Source organism: Niallia sp. FSL W8-0954 (genome assembly GCF_038005605.1).
In the GTDB taxonomy this organism is placed as follows: domain Bacteria; phylum Bacillota; class Bacilli; order Bacillales; family Cytobacillaceae; genus Niallia; species Niallia circulans_A.
In genome coordinates, this window is sequence record NZ_JBBOTN010000002.1 from 34,241 (window position 1) to 53,254 (window position 19,014).

Sequence of the window (19,014 nt, forward strand, 5' to 3'; positions counted from 1 at the left end):
GTTTATGTTCGACTACTCTCAGTTTCCTCATAAAAACATACTAGCAGTCGATATGAAGTCATTTTATGCTTCCGTATCAGCTGTATTATTAGGTCTCGATCCTCTTACTTGTCACTTAGCTGTAGTAGGAAATACGGAGAGGGAGGGGAGTGTAGTACTTGCTGCCTCTCCTGCTATGAAAAGAGATTTTAAGATAAAAACGGGTTCTCGGAAGTTTGAAATTCCAAAAGATCCTCGTATTGTTGTAGTGGATCCATCGATGTCCTTATTTGTCCGCGTATCTACAGAAATTATTAAGTTATTTTATAAATATGTACCTCCTAATAAAGTACATGTTTACTCCATCGATGAAAGCTTTTTAGAACTTGGCCCTTCTGATAAATGGGGCACTCCAGAAGAAATAGCTAAACAAATTCAATATGATATTTACAGTGATTTCGGACTCCCCTGTACAGTAGGAATCGGTCCAAATATGCTTATGGCAAAACTGTGTCTAGATTTAGAAGCTAAAAAGGTGGATAGTGGTATTGCAACTTGGACTTTCAATGATGTACAAAAGAAATTATGGCCAATATCACCATTGAGTGAATTTTGGGGGATTGGTAAGCGAACTGAAAAAACATTAAACAGTATGGGGATATTTTCTATAGGGCAACTTGCTAGATACGATTTAAAATTACTGGAAAATAAGTTTGGAATATTGGGAAACCAATTGTTTCATCATGCTTGGGGAATAGATTTATCCGAAATTGGTTCACCAATTATGGCTGGGCAAGTCAGTTACGGTAAAAGTCAAATATTACTTCGGGATTACAAGGAAAGAAGAGAGATAGAAACTGTAGTATTAGAAATGTGCGAAGAGGTATGTAAAAGAGCAAGAAAAAATCATCATGCGGTTCGCACTATAAGTTTTGGGTTAGGATATAGTCGAGATGAGTATGGTGGGGGATTTAATCGGTCAAGAACAATCGAAAATCCTACTAATGCAACCATGGATATATATAAGGTATGTTTGGATATTATGAGAGAAAATTATCGCGGACAAACTGTTAGACAAATATCTGTTAGTTTGTCCAAACTCGTAGATGATTACGAAGTGCAATTGGATCTTTTTGATACTAATAGTTGGAAAAAACGAAAAATAGGTTATGTAGTAGACGAATTAAGAAATAAATTTGGCCCCACCTCTTTACTAAGGGCAGTCTCCTATACTCCAGGAGGGACAGCTGTACACCGTTCCAAATTGGTTGGTGGGCATAGAGCCTAATCCCCCCTTAAAGGGGGATTTTATTTTATACCAAGACTCTCCAATGTCTCTCGTACATTTTCGGGGTATACTTCAATATACAATTCCTGTAATTTTCTTCTTAGTTTTCTGTAGATTAAAAATAGTACTAATGAAATGATAACTACTGGAATAGTTGTTAGAAAAGCATAGAGAGGATTAACTAAAATAAAGAATCCGTAACAATGAGAAGAAATGAGATTTATAATCCTATCGAAAGTATTTATCCGTCTTAAACTATTTTCAGTTTTGAAATACCTCTCTGCAGCTGTTAATTCACGGTTGGTTTTCCCTTTCCAAGACCATTGAGCCTTCGCGAATTCTATCCATTCCTCCTTTTCCAATTTCGTTTCCTTTGAAGAAGCAGAATTCCTAATATCGCTCTTTTTTTCTGAGTAGAAATGAGCATATGCTTTCTTAATTTCTTGTCGATAAATTTCCCCCTCGATTTCCTGCACCTTTTTATAAACACCAGTTAAGCGGGATATCAAGTATGCACCATAACTGAAAAACATTACAGCAAGGAATATAAGAATCGTTTCACTAAAGTAATTTGGATATATGTATGTAATAGCATAGATAACTATAAAACTATATATAACATATGAGAGATATAAAAATAATCTTTCTTTACTAAACGGCCAACTCATTATAATTTACAATCCCCTTTCTTATCTACTATTATTATCGACGATTTTAAAATGTTCTTGATATTTAAACGGTGTAAGCTCTTGACACAGCTTTAACAGTTGGGTATAAATATAAGTTCTCCAGCCACCATCAAAACCATGATATAAAGTATCGAATAAACAATTAAGTTTAATATGATCTCTTCTTTGTAATAACATCGATATAGTGAAGAGGCTTTATTAACATATGGAAGGTCAATAAAAATAGTAGTTTGCTTCCACCATTACTCTCTTCAATCATTTCACAAGCATCCCGATTAGTTATCGTTACTTGTTCTGCAAAGGAATGTAAATTTTTCTATTCGTCTTATTAGTTCATCTGGAGGTGCTTTAATTTTTATTGGTTTTGAAATACATAATCAAACTAATGATTTAAAAATAATTTTCAGGTAATGTTCATTTTATAAAATCATCAAATAGGATGAATAGAAAATCTAATATAGGAATAAATTTGTGGCATTAGAGGATAAAAACTTCTATGCTTTTTTGTGTAAAAGCACAATTAATGGTGTTGCAATAGTCTCTCTTTTAGTCTTGTTTATTAAAAAGAAATATAATTTCAATTATCATTGGATTTTTTCTTTAAGTCCATATAGTTCGTAAATTAGTATTTATAATGGAAAAAATTGTAGAATTTTTTCTTTTCCTTGATGTATAATGAAGTAAAGTGTAAATAAATACCCAAAAATGTAAAGAGTTGTGTAATATAAATATATAAATATGAAAGAAGTACAGTTTTATTTCTAAGTAAATCACTAAATTATTACTTGTTATCTACTAAAAGGAGAAATTTAGTTTGGTACAACTATATTCAGTAAAGATTGAAAATTACGAAAATAATATAGAAGATATTCTTTATTTGCTATCAGAAGAACGAAAAAAACGAATATTGAGACTCCGACAAATACCGGATCGAATTAGAGGTGTTGTAGCAGAAACATTAGTAAGAACTCTAATAATTCATAGACTCAATATTGACAATAATGACATTACTTTATGTATTAATAATTTTGGAAAGCCCTATTTAAAAGAGTACCCTGAATTCCAATTCAATATTTCTCATTCGGGTGACTATGTTCTGTGTGCAATATCAGATCGTCCAGTAGGTATTGATATTGAAGAAATAAAAGATATAGATTTAAAAATAGCTGATCGCTTTTTTACTAATAGTGAAATCAACTACATAAATCAAGCAACTAATGAAAATCGTATTAAACGTTTTTATTCTATATGGACAGCTAAAGAAAGCTATATCAAATTTATAGGTGAAGGTATGTCTATACCGTTAAATTCGTTTACCATTGAAATCTTTGATAAGGCAATAAAACTATATGAGTGTAATGGACAAATAATCACTGAACCATCTTGCTATTTTAAATCGTACAATATTTCAGAAAAATACAAGACTACTTTGTGTTCACAAAGCCCATATCATTCAGATGTTATTCATTTCAAGTTTTCAGATTTATTCGAGGAATTTACTAAAATTGCTTACAAATAGTAGCGTATTATTAAACTTTATTAATTCCTAAATCCTTATAAATATCAATTTTACTAAATGAAAAGGAGAGTGAATCTTTGAATAGGTTAGAAATAGAAAAAAAACTACAAATTGCTATTAGTAATTGCTTAAATGTAAATATAGATTTTAACCAAATTGGTAAGGAGGATAATTTATTTAGTCTTGGTTTAGACTCCGTACAAGGGATTAAATTGTTAGTTGTTATTGAAGAACAATTTGATATTGAATTTTATGATGATGAGTATAGTTTGGAAAACTTCAAAAGTATTGGATCAATTATTAATTTAATACAAAGTCATGTTAGTAGTGCTACTCCTGAAATATAAAAAAATTTCCTAAAGAATATTGAAAGGAGGTGTTAAATATGAAGAAGAATGAAACCTTGAGTCAGCTAAAATACTTAATTTCCAAAGTTACTACAGATGCAAAAGGAATGGAATACAGAGAAGTGGAATTTGTTAAAGCTAGTCCTGCTACCAAAGCAGCAAATTAATACAAGGCAAGACAGGATATAAGAGTAGTTTCTTTTATCCTGTTCTTGCTAAACATCACTTTTTTGGAGAACTCTCTGCTTGAAGAACATTATTAAAATATATATTCTTTTTGCAAAAAATTTTATGTTTTCGCTTAATGGCTATATATTAAATGCAAATGGCACTTTACATAAATCAGGTGATTTCCTGTCCTTTAGACCGTTTACTTATTATCATGCTTTACTTTCTAAATGGAGGAATTGAAATGTCCTATAAATATAATTGTTTAGACTTAAGTAATATATTAAATCATAAGGCCTGTTCACTAAAGGACTCTGAAGAAGGAGGATACCTAACAATATCAGGTTCTTCCATTCCCGAAGAATATATGCCTTTTAATAAGGTTTTTGAATATAATACTATACCATTCTATATGGGTAAGCAAAGTAATTGGGATAATTTGGAGTTATCGGGACAACGAGTTTTTTTATCAGATACAGAAGCTTCAGCAATACATGTTATTGGAACATCTAGTATGACAGATATGGAAGAAGAAATAGAGATTTATTACAAAGATACAACAATTCATACTGCACCCTTAAAACTTAGTTATTTTGGAACTGATCCCTCAAAGACTGATAATGAATGCTTTATTCAAATCCCTTTTCTGTATTCAGGAACAAAAGTAAATTCAAAAATCCAACCATGTATTTGGTATACAAAATTAAGTCTTCCAGTCCCATCTCTTATAGACTCTATTTTACTTGGGGAAAACCCCTGTATGCACATTTTTTCAATTACAGTTGAAAAACAAACTGAAAAGGAATAATGATATGTTAAATAATCCCGGCAAGGAAGAATTTTTAAATATATTACAAACTAATGAAGCGGAAAAGTTAGAAGCTAAAGAACAAATTAATATAACAATTTTCACAAATGTAACCTTAAAACCTATATTTGATACTTATTTAATTCATTTCCTCTTACAAAACCAAATAAGTGCTGAATTATCTTTTCTTGATATTGATGAGACTATAATGAAAATACATAAACAACATACTAATCTACTACAACAAGAAAGTGATTTTATAATTATTTTTCCTAATATCAATGCGTTAAATGACAATTTATTCAAAAACCCCTATCAACTGGATAAAAATAAATTAATTGAAGAGACAATCTCTGTTAAACATAATCTATTAACACTTTTAAAGGGAATACGCAAACATTCAGAAGCTATTATACTATGGAATTTGTTTGAATTGCCGAGCATACCTACTGTAATGATAAATTCAAATTTAGATTATAATCCTTATAAAATAATAAAAAATTTAAATGATTTTATGGAAGTTGAACTTGATAAATCATATAACACTTTTGTTATAGATTTGAACCTTGTTTTATATCGTTTCGGAGCCGAGTTTATTTATGACAAACGACAATGGCATTGGAGCCGTTCACCATATAGTAAAGATGGCTGTCGAGAGATAACCAGATATATGGCAAGTAACATATGTGCACTTCGTGGTAAAAGTCGGAAATGCCTAGTGTTAGATTGTGATGATTTACTATGGGGTGGAATCATAGGAGAAGAAGGAATTCAAAATATTCGTTTAAGTCCTTACCATCCTGGTTCTGCTTATTATGAATTCCAGCAAGAAGTGCTAAATTTTTACAATAGAGGAATTCTAATTGCTCTTTGTAGTAAAAACAATGAATACGATGTAATTGAAGTGATACGAAATCACCCTCATATGTTAATTAAAGAGAATCATCTAGCAGCATATGAGATAAATTGGGATGACAAAGCAACAAACCTATTACGAATTGCAAATAAACTTAATATATCATTAGATAGCTTGGTATTTATGGATGATAGTGAATGGGAAGTTTTTCAAATTCAAGAATTACTTCCAGAAGTGAAAGCTATTCATATGCCAAGGAAAAAACCATATTTATTTCGAGATAAGTTACTTGAAGCATATGAGTTGTCAAATCAATCATTAACTTCTGAAGATACAATGCGTACGAAAATGTACCAAGAAGAACAAGATAGAATTCGAGACAAAAGTCTTAAAAGTGATATGGATATTTTGAAATATTATAGAACTCTACAAATGAAAGTAAAAGTTTCATTGGCAGAGCAAATAATAATTCCAAGAGTAGCTCAACTAACTCAGAAGACTAATCAATTTAATTTAACAACTATTCGATGTACTGAGGATGAAATAAGACAACGGTGTAACAATGAAAATTATGATGTGATTGTGATTCAATTGGAAGATCGTTTTGGGGATTTTGGGGTTATTGGAACCAGTATAATTCATTATGAAGGAGAAAAAGCAGTAATTGAACACTTTATACTATCCTGCAGAGCATTAGGGCGTTTAGTAGAAGATGCATTACTCTCATCTATAATCCAGCGTACGAAATATAAAGGTATAACGAAATTAATAGGGGTTTATAAGGCGTCTCCTAAGAATAAACAAACAGAACTATTTTACGAAAAGCGAGGATTCCAACAAACTAGTAAAAATGAGATAAGTACCATTTATATTTGTAATCCATTTAAGTTTAAAAATAGTGAAAAGTGGAGAGAGAGCATAGAAATTTGTTCAACTTTTGAATAGATTAGGGTGATGATAGTGGATAAAAACGAGGAACTATATCTTGCATGTTATCAAACTCTTCTAATGTACTATTTTAAAGAGAGATTAAAGATAAATAATCCAATTGATTATATGTATTGTAATGCACTGGAAACAACTAGCAGAATTTATAAAGGCAGTTTCATAGAGAGAAAATCTAGATTCGACTATGAAAATCAGGTTAAATTATCAAATCTAAAGTATCTTAATATAAATCTTTTCGTTACAACATGTTCAGATTATCAAGAATTAAAATCTAATATGATTGAGCTACTTGGCAATGGTAAAGAAGTATTTTTATATGTTGATGAATACTATCTTCCTTATTCTCTTCAATACAATAAACTTCATACTAGTCATAGCCATATGATCGTCGGATATGAATATGCTGAAGATGGGAGTATGATATTCAATACAATCGATAACGTTGGAGCAAATATTAAACAACAAAAATGTCCTGAAGAGTACCTTAAGCTTGCGTTTAATGCTATAAGGAAAAAGTTTGTTATCCATTTTGAAATTAGTCAAAATTCTAATGAAACCTTAGATAAACACCATTTTATTAATCAGATTAGAAAACTCATTTTAGAGTATGAAGATGATTACGAGGTTTATTACGACTTCATTAATGCTTCTGAAGAGAAGTGGGAAAGCTTAAGGAAGCAATCTGAAGATTTGACTTTTTATTCACATGTTTTTGGATTAATTTCTGGTTCTAGGTACTGTTTCTTAAAAGGGCTAATTTCACTTGGTTGTCATAATCATTTAATTCAATCTTATCTTACTCAATACTACCAAGAAGCAAAGGTACTAATGTTTCTCTTTGGAAAAGCTGTGTTTTCCTCCAAATTAAATATGGAGAATATTAAAACAAAATGTAAACATTTATTGGAATTAGATAAGAACTTAATTAAGGAAATAAGAAGAGATCCATATATTATGGATTTTGCAAACAGGAGTAAAGAGAAAGCTTAACTCTAATTGTCGCTATATGAGTAGAAAGGGAGAGGGTTTTATGTTAGAAGCAGTTTATCAAAACGAACGTTATAATTGCACGCATATTACGATTGCCGCGATGCTGGAAAGGCTAGGGATTGATGTTACACTGCTTTTTAATCAAGCTGGACTCTACTTTGAATTTCAAAAGGGGCAATCTCCAACGATTGTTATAGAACCCTATTTTCAAAGTTTTAAAGATAACATAAAACAATATTTTGGACTGAATGTTGAAACTGAAGAATATCTGGATATAGATTCATTTATACATCGTTTAGAAGAACTGTTAGTCGCCAATCAAACAGTTGGTGTCTTATCAGATGTATTTTCATTAGATTACAGTCGTCTTAACGAAAAGAGAGTTCATTATTTACATAGTTTTGAAATACTAGGAAAAGTAGATAGTAATTATAAAGTAGCTGATCATTATTTTTCTCATAGTGAGAAAATGAACAAGTTTAGATTGATAAATATATTGAATGAGTTTCAAAATCAACTGTCAGGTGGGCGTTTAGTTCTTTTCTTTTTAACTAGAGATACTAATCAGTTTTTTTTACCAGAACAAAACTATATAGAAGTAATAAAAAACAATTGGAATGTAATGAGAGGTGAGCGTTGCTTTTTACTACAAGACACTACTGAATATCCTGGAGTGTTAGGGCTACAAGCTATAAAAAAATGTGGCGACCAGCTATTGAATATTATTAGAGGTAATTTTGATAATAAAGACTTTTTGGTTTCCCACATATATACAAGTCTGAAAGAAGTTTCAAATTCAAGATATAATGCCCATTCATATCTTAATAAATTTGGAGAGTTAGATTTAGCTAAGCTGTATCTAACTAGTCATCAAAGTTGGATTGTATATGCCAATTTACTAATGAAAGCTTTGATGTATCCAAATATAGATATGCAGGATAGATTACAAAAACGTATACAACTACTATTTAGCCACGAGCAAGCAATATTGGAAAATATAGAAAGACTCATAGTTAAAGTTTAAATTAACAGAACAAGGAGGTGTAAAGAAATGATGTTTAAAAAAATCCTATTCTCTCTAATCTGTATTATTTTTTGTTCATTACATGTATATAATTCGGCGTTTGCAATATCTTCTAATACATTAATAGATGATATAGATTCTTTTGTAGAAGAACAAAAAGAGAAAGCAAAGATTCCCGGTCTTGCTGTTGTAGTAATAAAAGATGGTAAAACTATTTATAAGGAGACAAAAGGATACTCAGATATTGAATCTCAGAAGCTGGTGTCAGACTCAACGATGTTTGAAATTGGTTCTAATACCAAAGCTTTCACTGCTTTAGCAATATTAAAGCTTGAAGAAGAAGGGAAATTAAAACTATCTGATCCAATCTCTAAATACCTTACATGGTTTGATGCGACTTTTGAAGGAAAAAGTGCTGATATAAAATTAGAACATTTTTTATATCATTCAAGTGGTATTCCATACTATACAATGGTAGATATTCCAAAGAGTAGTTCTGAACATGCACTTGAAGAGAATATTCGAGCACTTTCAGGTGTTGAATTAAAAGAGGCACCTGGTAAGGAATATCACTATGCAACAATTAACTATGATGTATTGGGCCTAGTAATTGAAAAAGTAACATCTACTAAATATGAGGATTATATTACAACAAATATCTTAAGTCCACTTGGACTTAATGGTATGTCCGTAGGTAGACCTTCTGATGAATCAAATATTTCAACGGGCTATAAACTTGCTTTTGGAAAACCCTTTCCATATAAAGCACCAGATTATCGAGGGAATACCCCAGCTGCATATATACTTACCGATTTAAATAATGCAGAAAAATGGTTGCGTATTCAAATGGGACTTGAACATAAAGAGTGGTTCAATCTTATATCTCAATCGCACCAGCCAGATCGAAGTGTTGAACCAACTATAGATGGTTCTTCATATGCTGCAGGGTGGGCAATTTATCAGGATGGCGATGGAATGGTAGCACACCTTGGTTCTAACCCTAACTATTCGGCTCATACATTATTTCGTCTGGGGCAAAAAAATTATGCAGTAACAGTTTTAGCTAATCTTAGCTCTTCAAATGTACAAAAAATTGGCCAAGGAATCATGGAGTTAATGGATGGTGAAGAAATAAGTGTTAGTGATAGTTTAGACGGCTATATTAAAATAGATTGGGTTAGCACATTAATATTAGGTGTAGGAGCTATATTCACAATATCCCTTATTGCCTTTTTAGGGTTACTGATTAAAGAAGTAATTCAGGGGAAAAGAAAGCTACGCAAGTTAGGAGTTAAAGAAAGTGCAATCATGTTTTTAGCTACTATACTTATAGTTATATATGAGCTTGCTATTTTTTATATTCCAGATATTTTTTTAGGACGAGCGAATTGGGAGTTTATTAAAGTCTGGGCTCCATTTACTTTATCCTTAGCTGGTTGGACTTTAAGGATAATTGGATTTGTATATTATTTATATTTTATTTTTCTACATGTAACTATAGGTACAAAGAATAAAGTAGTTTTTAATTTAATTATTTTAAGTATTGTCAGTGGTTTAGCAAACTCATTATTAATTTTTATAATCAACAGCAGTATTGGTATAGAAGATGAAGATCGAAATAGGATTTTTATGTATTTTATTATGGTTGTGATTGTGTATTTAATTGGTCAAAAGTATGTCCGTGGTGGGTTGGTTACACTTACCAACGAGTTTCTTTATGAAAAGAGAAAAGAATTAATTAATAGACTGATTAATTCTTCATATGAAAGCATCGATAGATCTGTAAAAAGTAATATCTATGCAACATTGAATGGAGATATGGAAGTAATCAGTAGAGCTGTCAATTCTCTTGTTACAGCTGGAACAAACCTTATAACATTACTCGTATGTATAGTGTACTTATCATTTATTCAATTTGAAGGATTTTTGCTATCAGTTGGGTTAATTGTCTTAGGCCTAACTCTATATATTTTGACGGGAAGGGTTTCCCAACGTTTTTGGGAAAAGAATCGGGATGTACAAAACATATTTTATAAATTAATTGAGGACATGATCTCTGGCTTCAAAGAACTACACATGCGCCAAAAGAAGAAGAGTGCTTTTTATAAAGACATAATTGAACAGTGCTTAAAACTTAAAAATTTTCGTATTAAAGGTGACTTGAAATTTATAAATGCTTATGTACTTGGTGAGTTTTTATTCATTATCGTTTTAGGGTTATCGGTATTCCTTCTTCCTAATATAATTGATAGTTTTGAGGACACTACTATTCTAAACTTTGTTGTTGTCTTTTTATTTATTATTGGTCCTGTAAATGGGTTGTTAAGTACAGTTCCAGTTTTATTTCAAGCTAAAGTTAGTTGGGGAAGAGTAGTTCAATTAGAGAAGGAATTAAAAACTTCTGCACATCCCCCTATAGATGAAGAGGTTCTTTTAGAGGAGTTTTACCATATAGAGCTTGAGGATGTAAGTTATCAGTATTTTGGAGAAGATTCTTTTAATGTGGGTCCATTGAATGCTCATTTCCGCTCAGGTGAAGTAACTTTTATAGTCGGTAGTAATGGTAGTGGGAAATCAACACTCGCAAATCTTATAATGGGATTATATGAACCTAGAGGTGGAAGCATTAAAATAAATGGTTCAAGTCTTTCTTCTAAACAGTTAGGTGAATATTTTTCAGCAGTTCAAAGTAACTACTATCTATTTGATCGATTGTATGGTATTGAAACGAACGGACGCGAGGAAGAAATAAAAAGATATTTGAAGTTGTTTAAGTTAGAGGCTAAAGTGCAAATTCAAAACGGTGAATTTACTACCACGAAACTCTCAACTGGGCAGCGGAAAAGGCTTGCTCTTCTAATTTGTTTACTTGAGGATTCACCTATCTATCTATTTGATGAATGGGCTGCGGAGCAAGATCCTCAATTTAGAGATTTGTTTTATCATGAGTTTATACCTGATTTAAAAACAAGGGGTAAATGTATTATTGCAATAACTCATGATGACCGATATTTTGATATAGCTGATCAGGTAATAAAAATGGAGTTAGGGAAAATAGTAGATTCTAATTATTCCTCAAAAACTGGTTATATATATCAACCTAGTTTAAATTAATCAAATGGGAAAATAATGCATTTTTAATGTGAAAGGGGAAAAGGTAAAGGTGGACTACAGACTATCAAAAAATGATGTGGAAGACATTGTGGCATTATCCCCTATGCAAGAGGGTTTATTGTACCACTATCGTATGGAGCAAAATTCGAATCAATACTGTCAGCATTTGATTTTAGACATTGAAGGTCGAATAGATATAGAAAAACTAAAAACAACTTGGATGAGAGTTCAGAAGATTAATGAATCACTTAGATCCATCTTTAGATGGAAAAATATGAAAAACTCTGTTCAAGTTATTCTAAAACAGAAGACATTACCTCTTCATATACATGACTTTCGTGAATATTCATTTCATGAAGCAAATCAGAAAGTAGAAATGGAAAAAAAACATGTTTTTGCAAAGCCGATTCCAATTGATTTAGAACCATTTTGCATTACCATTTATCTTATTACTGATTCATCCGCGGTTATGGTTTTTAGTTATCACCATATATTACTTGATGGGTGGAGTTTAGTTCAACTTCTTCATGAATTTATAAATCTTTATGAAAACGAAAATAGTGCTGAAATAGTTTTACCTAAACCCAAATTAAAGCAAACTGCTAAATGGCTTTTACAGAGGGATAAAATATCACTACAAGATTTTTGGAAGGATTATTTACATGGATCAAATGCCCAAACATTAATTCCTGTTAATAGTAAGGCAATTTCAGATGATAAAAATACTAATGCTGCTATTTATAATCATAAATTAACTTTCGAGAAAACGGATGAAATTTTGAATTTTGTTAAAAGCAATAGCTTTACTTTGTCATCAACTTTGTTAGCAGCTTGGGGGATCTTGACACAAATTTATAATGATACAGATGATGTCTTAATCGGTACAGTTGTATCTGGTCGTAAAGCACCTATTATTGGTATAGAAAATCTTGTTGGAGTTTTATCAAATACGATTCCTTTTAGAGTAAGAGATAATGGCAAGGATACAGTTCGGCAATTTATTAATCGGGTACATGAAAACTATATTAGTTTAGAACCATACGAGAATACTCCACTGGTGGATATAAAATCTTATAGTGGTATAGACAGTAGGAATTCCCTATTTGATACATTAATTGTTATTGAAAACTATCCCCTTCATGACTTATTAGAATTTTCAACTGATAAAAGTATTCAAATAAAATCGTTCGAATTTATAGAAAGTAATCACTTTCCTTTAACCCTAACACTAATGGTGGTAAACGGAAAACTTGAATTTAATTTCACTTATAATCCGGAAGTATTTCAAAGTTCAATCATCAAAAGAATAATTGAGCTTTATGAATCAATTATCAATAAATTTATTAGCCAATCTGAAAGTAGATTAGGGGCAATTAATTGGATTTCTGATAATGATAAAAATCTTCTCATTAATAGTTATAATACAACTGATCATGATTACAAAAATAATTGCCCTATACCTACATTACTAGAAAGTCAGGCTAAGCGTTGGCCAAATCGTATTGCATTAGTCTGTAACCAAGAAGAAATAAGCTATTCAGAATTAGATAATTTAGTAAATCGAATTGCAAATGGTCTCTTAGACAAAGGGGTTCAGCCAGAAGAAGTTATTGGTATTATGATGCCACGTTCTATTAATTTGGTAGCGAGTATGCTTGGAATTATGAGAGCTGGTTGTGCTTATATGCCAATTGATCAAAAGCTTCCATTAGATAGAATACAGTATATGTGTTCAAATGCTGGTGTGAAACATTTAATCTTGGATAACGGTGACACCCTTATAGTTTCAAATGTCATTTCACATCCTATCGATGAACTCGAAAAATATCCATCTGTTAAGGTTAAAATAAATGTAGCTCTAGAACAATTAGCATACGTTATTTATACTTCTGGCTCAACTGGAGTGCCAAAAGGAGTAATGGTTACTCATAAGGCAATCCTAAATAGATTAAATTGGTCACAAACGAAATATCAATTAACCTTAGAAGATACGATACTGCAAAAGACACCTATTAGTTTTGATGTATCCGTATGGGAACTATTTTGGTGGATTTTTGGAGGAGCTAAACTTTGTTTATTAACACCTGGAAAAGAAGGGGATCCGAGTTCATTAATACAGCATTTATATGATAATAATATAACAATAATTCACTTTGTCCCAAGTATGCTTGGTTATTTTTTAGACTACTTGGAAAGAAATCCGCATGAAATAAAGAAACTTAAGAGCCTTCAAAGAATTTTTACGAGTGGGGAAAGTATAAAGCTAAGTCATGTAGAACGGATTAACAAACTGCTAACGATTCCAAATGGTACAAAAGTTACGAATATGTATGGTCCAACAGAAGCTACAGTAGAAGTTTCATACTATGATGTAAACGATATAGAAGAAGGTCTTACTTCAATTCCTATCGGTAAACCAATAAGTAACGTGAACCTTCATATCCTCGATAGGAATATGAAACTTCAACCAATTGGAGCAATAGGAGAGCTTTATATCTCTGGTGTTTGTCTGGCAAAAGGATACATTAATCAGCCACAACTAACTTCAGAGAAGTTCATTCAGCATCCATGGAATAAAGATGAGTTAATTTATAGAACTGGCGACAAGGCGATTCAACTTCCTAATGGGAACATTCAATTTCTTGGTAGAGATGATGACCAAGTGAAAATTAGAGGTTATCGAATTGAAATAGGTGAGATTGAGGAAGCTTTGTTATCTGTACCATTAGTTAATGACGCACTTGTATTAAAAGTGGAAAAAGATGATGATGTCATTCTTCACGCTTTTGTTATTTCTTCTGAAGAATTAGAAGCGGAGAACATTCGGAAGGTATTGTTAGAAAAACTCCCAGAATATATGGTTCCCAACTATTTTCACAAGGTTCTAGAGTTTGCTAAGACTCCTAGCGGAAAAATAGATAGATTAGCTATGGTTAAAAATATTAAAGTGCAATCCAATAATTCAAAATCTCTCAGTCCAGAAAGTGAAACAGAGAGAAAACTCATTTCTATATGGAGCGAGGTATTAGATCTTTCTAATATTGGAGTTCATGATAATTTCTTTGAAGTTGGTGGACATTCACTGTCATTGTTAAAAGTTCAAATGATGATTCAAGATGTTTTTGGAAATGAACTTACTGTTTCGGATATGTTCCGTTTACCTACAATAAAATTTCTTGCAGAATATTTAGATGGAAAAAACCAAGAAAACACTGTAGATATCCAAGAACAACAGAGCCAAAATCAAATAGATAATGATATTGCAATTATAGGAATTGCAGGACGTTTTCCAGGTGCAGATAATACCGAAGAGTTTTGGGGAAATCTAGTAGAAGGTATTGAATCAATTCACTTTTTTTCAGATGAAGAATTAGTGAATTCTGAAATACCTGAAGAACAAATTAGAAATCCTAAGTATGTAAAAGCATCAGGGATTATTAATGATGCAGAATTTTTTGATGCAGAATTTTTTAATATGAGCCCAGTTGAAACTGAGATGACGGATCCACAACAAAGATTATTATTAGAGTGTTCATGGGAAGCTTTAGAGAACGCAGGATATAATCCATTTGAATATAAAAATAAAATAGGATTATTTGCTGGCACTAGCATGAGTACTTATCTCGTAAATCAATTACTCCCTCTCGCAACTTCACGGTCATTGGACGAATATAGATTAATGCTTGGAAATGACAAAGATTTTCTAACAACACGAGTATCACATAAGCTTAACCTGAGAGGTCCGAGTTTAGCCATCCAGACAGCTTGTTCCTCTTCATTAGTTGCAGTACATGTAGCTTGTCAAAGTTTACTTAATAGGGAGTGTACAATCTCATTGGCAGGAGGGGTATCTGTTGAAATCCCTCAAAATCATGGTTATTTGTATCAAGAAGAAGGAATTCGTTCTCCTGATGGACATTGTAGAGCTTTTGATGAAGGTGCATCTGGAACTGTTAGAGGAAGCGGAGTAGGCATGGTAGTTCTGAAGAGACTTAATGATGCTATTAAGGACGGGGATCATATTTATTCTATTATAAAAGGATCATCTGTGAACAATGATGGGGCTGTAAAAGTTGGTTATACCGCTCCTGGAGTCGAAGGACAGGCAGAAGTGATTATGGATGCTCATAATAGGGCAGGTGTGAATCCTGAACAGATTACTTATGTAGAAACGCACGGAACTGGGACAAGTTTAGGTGATCCTATTGAGATTGCAGCCCTGACGAAGGCATTTAGAAAGAAAACAGATAAATATGGATATTGTGCAATTGGTTCTGTAAAGACGAATATTGGACATTTAGATGCAGCTGCAGGCATTGCTGGATTGATTAAGACTGTACTCGCAATTTACAATAGGGAACTTCCTCCTTCGCTTCATTTTCAAAGTCCTAATCCTAAAATTGATTTTGAAACGAGTCCATTTTATGTTAACAACTTGTATAAAAAATGGGAGTCACCTATCTCAGTACCACGAAGAGCTGGTGTTAGTTCATTTGGTATTGGGGGAACCAATGCTCATGTAGTCTTGGAAGAATTTAAATCAGAATTAAAAAATGATAGTAAGGGGAGAACTCAAACTTTAATAGTACTATCAGGCAAATCCGAAAATTCAATTATACAAAATAAAAAAAGGTTAGCTTATCATCTACGTAAACATCCAGATATTAATCCTGCCGACATTGCTTTTACTCTTCAAGTAGGAAGAGCTGCATTTGACACTCGACAATACTTGCTTGTTAAAGATCGTGATGACTTGATTAAAAAACTAGAACAATCCGAACAAAATAAGATTGCCAACATAAAAGAAAATAGTCCGATAGCTTTTTATTTTACTGATCAAGATTCAGCGTATATTGGTATGGGTCGTGAGTTATATGAAACACAAGAGTATTTTTGTGAACAAGTCAATTTATGTTCTCAAATTCTGTCTCCATTAATTGGTTATGAAATTAATAAGGTATTATATCCAGGTGAAAGAAAACCAATAATAGAAGAGAATATTAGTAATTCTTTAACGGCTCCAATGTTATTTACCATTGAGTATAGTCTTGCAAAATTTTTGATTCGCATCGGTATTATTCCAAACTGTTTAATTGGGAATAGTGTTAGTGAAATTACCTCTGCTTGTTTATCTGGAGTATTTTCTTTAGAAGAGGCTCTTTGGCTTGTCACAGAGCGTGAAAAGGTATCTCAATTAACGTTTGCTGATTTCACACAACAATCGAGTCAATTAAATCGTCTTAAGAAAGAACTTCATCAACAGCTAGCTAAAAAGGTAACATTTAATGCTCCAAATATTCCATTCTATTCAAATATAAGCGAGGATTGGATAACAGATGAGCAAGCGACTAGTTCCGAATATTGGATTCAGAATATTTTTACGAATGCTAAGATAAGACACTGTCTGCAGTTTATTGAAAACTTTCATAGTATCTTAATCAGATTGGGTTCGGATAATAATGATACTAATATGATAAATACTGCGAATGTAAAACTTAATACTTTAGCCTCTTATGAAGATAAAAATAGTGATATGTATTACCTCTTAAATACTATTGGGAAACTTTGGATGTTAGGATTTAATCCAGATTGGAATATCTTGCATGAAAGAGAGAATAGAAGGCGTTGTCCACTACCAACCTCTTATTTTGAAAGAAAACGATACATGTTGCATGGTGAAAAAAATTTAAATGTTTTGTTAAATCAGGATTCTAACGATATTTATCAAACTTTTGTAGCAAATTGGTCAAGAGCTTTTAAAAGTATTAATAGGATTGTAGCTACAAATGGACTTTCTTTTATTATTTCTGAAGAAGAGAATGAATTAGAAGAGGAACTAAAATATAAATTAGAAGTGCTTGGTAAGACTGTGTTCATACTAAAAAAGGAACATGATTTTAATTGGGAAGTTGTGCAAGGATACTTGAAGAATATAGAAGTACCAGTTTCTATTTTCGATATAAGAGGCTTATATTCAAAACAGCCACTAATTGCGAGTTGGAGAGATTTATATAAACGATTATCAGCTTTCGATGGAAAGCTAAATTATATTCTTGTTGGGGATAAATACTATAACATAACAGGAATTGATAAAATAATCCCTTCTAAGACTGCGGATTTAGAACTCTATTTGGGGAATATCCAAAAGTCAAAAAATATTATGGTAAAAGTAATTGATATTCCAACGCCTGATAAAATTTCATATGACATAGTAAATCTATTAATACAGGAAGCAGAGATTAAAGAAAGTCACAAACAAATTGTTGGATACCGTGGAGGGAAGCGTTGGATAAGAAGTTATCAAAATATAAAACTTCCACAGGGTGCAAATTTACGAACTGACTTGCAGAAGGTTTTTTTAGTTATTAGTTTAACATCAACAAGTGATGAATGGTTACTCTTAGAAAAGTATTCTGAAATGGAAAATATAAATATTGTTCAAAAAAACATCTCATTTAATGGGAGTTATCGTGAGGAAGAGCAAGATTACAGTAAACTAATCTTGCAAGTTAAAGAGAAGTTTGGGCATATCGATGGAATTATTTTCTCACTTAATGGCTCAGAATTACTTGGAGGCAAATCATTTGAAGAGTGGGAGCATGTAATATCTTTATTAGACTTGGAAGTACGAAGATTGCAAGATTCTATCAGAGATTTAATTTTGGATTATACTGTCATACTTCTAACTGGTCTAAAGAAGTATACGAGTGTATTACATGCTTTTACCTCTTCGGTTGCAAATGTAGTCGCAGCTGAAGGTGAAGTGCATTTGTGGAATAGCGTTTATATAGAAGGAAGTTTAGAGAGTCTTGAGATAAATCATATGAAAGAGATTTTAGGGAATATAGATACAATTATTTTTGATATGGAACCAGCTGATTGGGTTATTTCAATTAAGGATGAAATGACATTAGTTACTAATAAACAAAATGTAAAAGATGACTTAAAGACATTTTATTCAAGGCCAAAGCAAAGTAATGAATATATAGAGCCTAGAGATTATGTTGAGAAATTTATTGCCCAGGTTTGGCAAGAATTACTTCATATTGATCAGATAGGGGTAAATGATCATTTCTTAGAACTTGGTGGAAATTCACTTTATGGCTTACAGATAGTGTCTAGATTACGAGAAGTGTTCCAAGTAGAGTATATGCTTGAAGATTTATTTACCCATCCAACTATTTCAACCACTTACAAAAAATTGGAATCTATTTGGGGGAATAAAGAAATATTGGAGGAAATTGTTAAGGTTTATAACGAAATCATTCTTACAACGAGATAAGT

At 31.8% G+C, this 19,014-nt stretch carries 12 protein-coding genes; 11 read left to right on the plus strand and 1 reads right to left on the minus strand.

Features of this window, described 5'->3' with window-relative positions; translation table 11 throughout:
• Nucleotides 1–4: 4 nt before the first annotated feature.
• On the plus strand, nt 5–1,267 hold the full coding sequence (locus NX902_RS24845) for a Y-family DNA polymerase (RefSeq protein ID WP_341123811.1): 1,263 nt from the start codon (nt 5–7) through the stop codon (nt 1,265–1,267).
• Nucleotides 1,268–1,287: 20 nt separating this feature from the next.
• Here the strand turns inward: NX902_RS24845 and NX902_RS24850 are convergent, their stop codons facing one another.
• The gene (locus tag NX902_RS24850; RefSeq protein WP_341153307.1) at nt 1,288–1,935 is read right to left on the minus strand and encodes a hypothetical protein; all 648 of its coding nucleotides are present in this window, start codon (nt 1,933–1,935) and stop codon (nt 1,288–1,290) included.
• An 835-nt stretch (nt 1,936–2,770) separates the two neighbouring features.
• Between NX902_RS24850 and NX902_RS24855 the strand changes: the two genes are divergently transcribed.
• From NX902_RS24855 to NX902_RS24900, 10 genes are all read left to right on the plus strand, one after another.
• Nucleotides 2,771–3,475: a 4'-phosphopantetheinyl transferase family protein gene (locus tag NX902_RS24855; protein WP_341123809.1), complete on the plus strand. Its 705-nt coding sequence runs from the start codon at nt 2,771–2,773 to the stop codon at nt 3,473–3,475.
• 77 nt (nt 3,476–3,552) lie between these two features.
• Complete coding sequence (locus NX902_RS24860; RefSeq protein WP_341123808.1) at nt 3,553–3,822, plus strand: acyl carrier protein; 270 nt, start codon at nt 3,553–3,555, stop codon at nt 3,820–3,822.
• Nucleotides 3,823–3,860: 38 nt separating this feature from the next.
• Nucleotides 3,861–3,989: a hypothetical protein gene (locus tag NX902_RS24865; RefSeq protein WP_341123807.1), complete on the plus strand. Its 129-nt coding sequence runs from the start codon at nt 3,861–3,863 to the stop codon at nt 3,987–3,989.
• Nucleotides 3,990–4,068: 79 nt separating this feature from the next.
• Complete coding sequence (locus tag NX902_RS24870; RefSeq protein ID WP_341123806.1) at nt 4,069–4,233, plus strand: hypothetical protein; 165 nt, start codon at nt 4,069–4,071, stop codon at nt 4,231–4,233.
• A 1-nt stretch (nt 4,234) separates the two neighbouring features.
• On the plus strand, nt 4,235–4,798 hold the full coding sequence (locus NX902_RS24875; RefSeq protein WP_341123805.1) for a hypothetical protein: 564 nt from the start codon (nt 4,235–4,237) through the stop codon (nt 4,796–4,798).
• Nucleotides 4,773–6,599 (plus strand): HAD-IIIC family phosphatase, encoded by a 1,827-nt coding sequence (locus NX902_RS24880; RefSeq protein WP_341161089.1) that lies wholly within the window; start codon nt 4,773–4,775, stop codon nt 6,597–6,599. The genes NX902_RS24875 and NX902_RS24880 overlap by 26 nt, the downstream gene beginning before the upstream one ends.
• A gap of 15 nt (nt 6,600–6,614) precedes the next feature.
• On the plus strand, nt 6,615–7,592 hold the full coding sequence (locus NX902_RS24885; RefSeq protein WP_341123803.1) for a BtrH N-terminal domain-containing protein: 978 nt from the start codon (nt 6,615–6,617) through the stop codon (nt 7,590–7,592).
• A gap of 40 nt (nt 7,593–7,632) precedes the next feature.
• Nucleotides 7,633–8,616 carry a BtrH N-terminal domain-containing protein gene (locus NX902_RS24890; protein ID WP_341123802.1) on the plus strand — a complete coding sequence of 328 codons (984 nt, stop codon included), beginning with the start codon at nt 7,633–7,635 and terminating at the stop codon, nt 8,614–8,616.
• A gap of 27 nt (nt 8,617–8,643) precedes the next feature.
• Nucleotides 8,644–11,730: a cyclic peptide export ABC transporter gene (locus NX902_RS24895; RefSeq protein WP_341123801.1), complete on the plus strand. Its 3,087-nt coding sequence runs from the start codon at nt 8,644–8,646 to the stop codon at nt 11,728–11,730.
• Between the two features lie 49 nt (nt 11,731–11,779).
• Nucleotides 11,780–19,012, plus strand: coding sequence for a non-ribosomal peptide synthetase/type I polyketide synthase (locus tag NX902_RS24900; RefSeq protein ID WP_341161090.1), 7,233 nt, complete (start codon nt 11,780–11,782; stop codon nt 19,010–19,012).
• Nucleotides 19,013–19,014 lie beyond the last annotated feature (2 nt).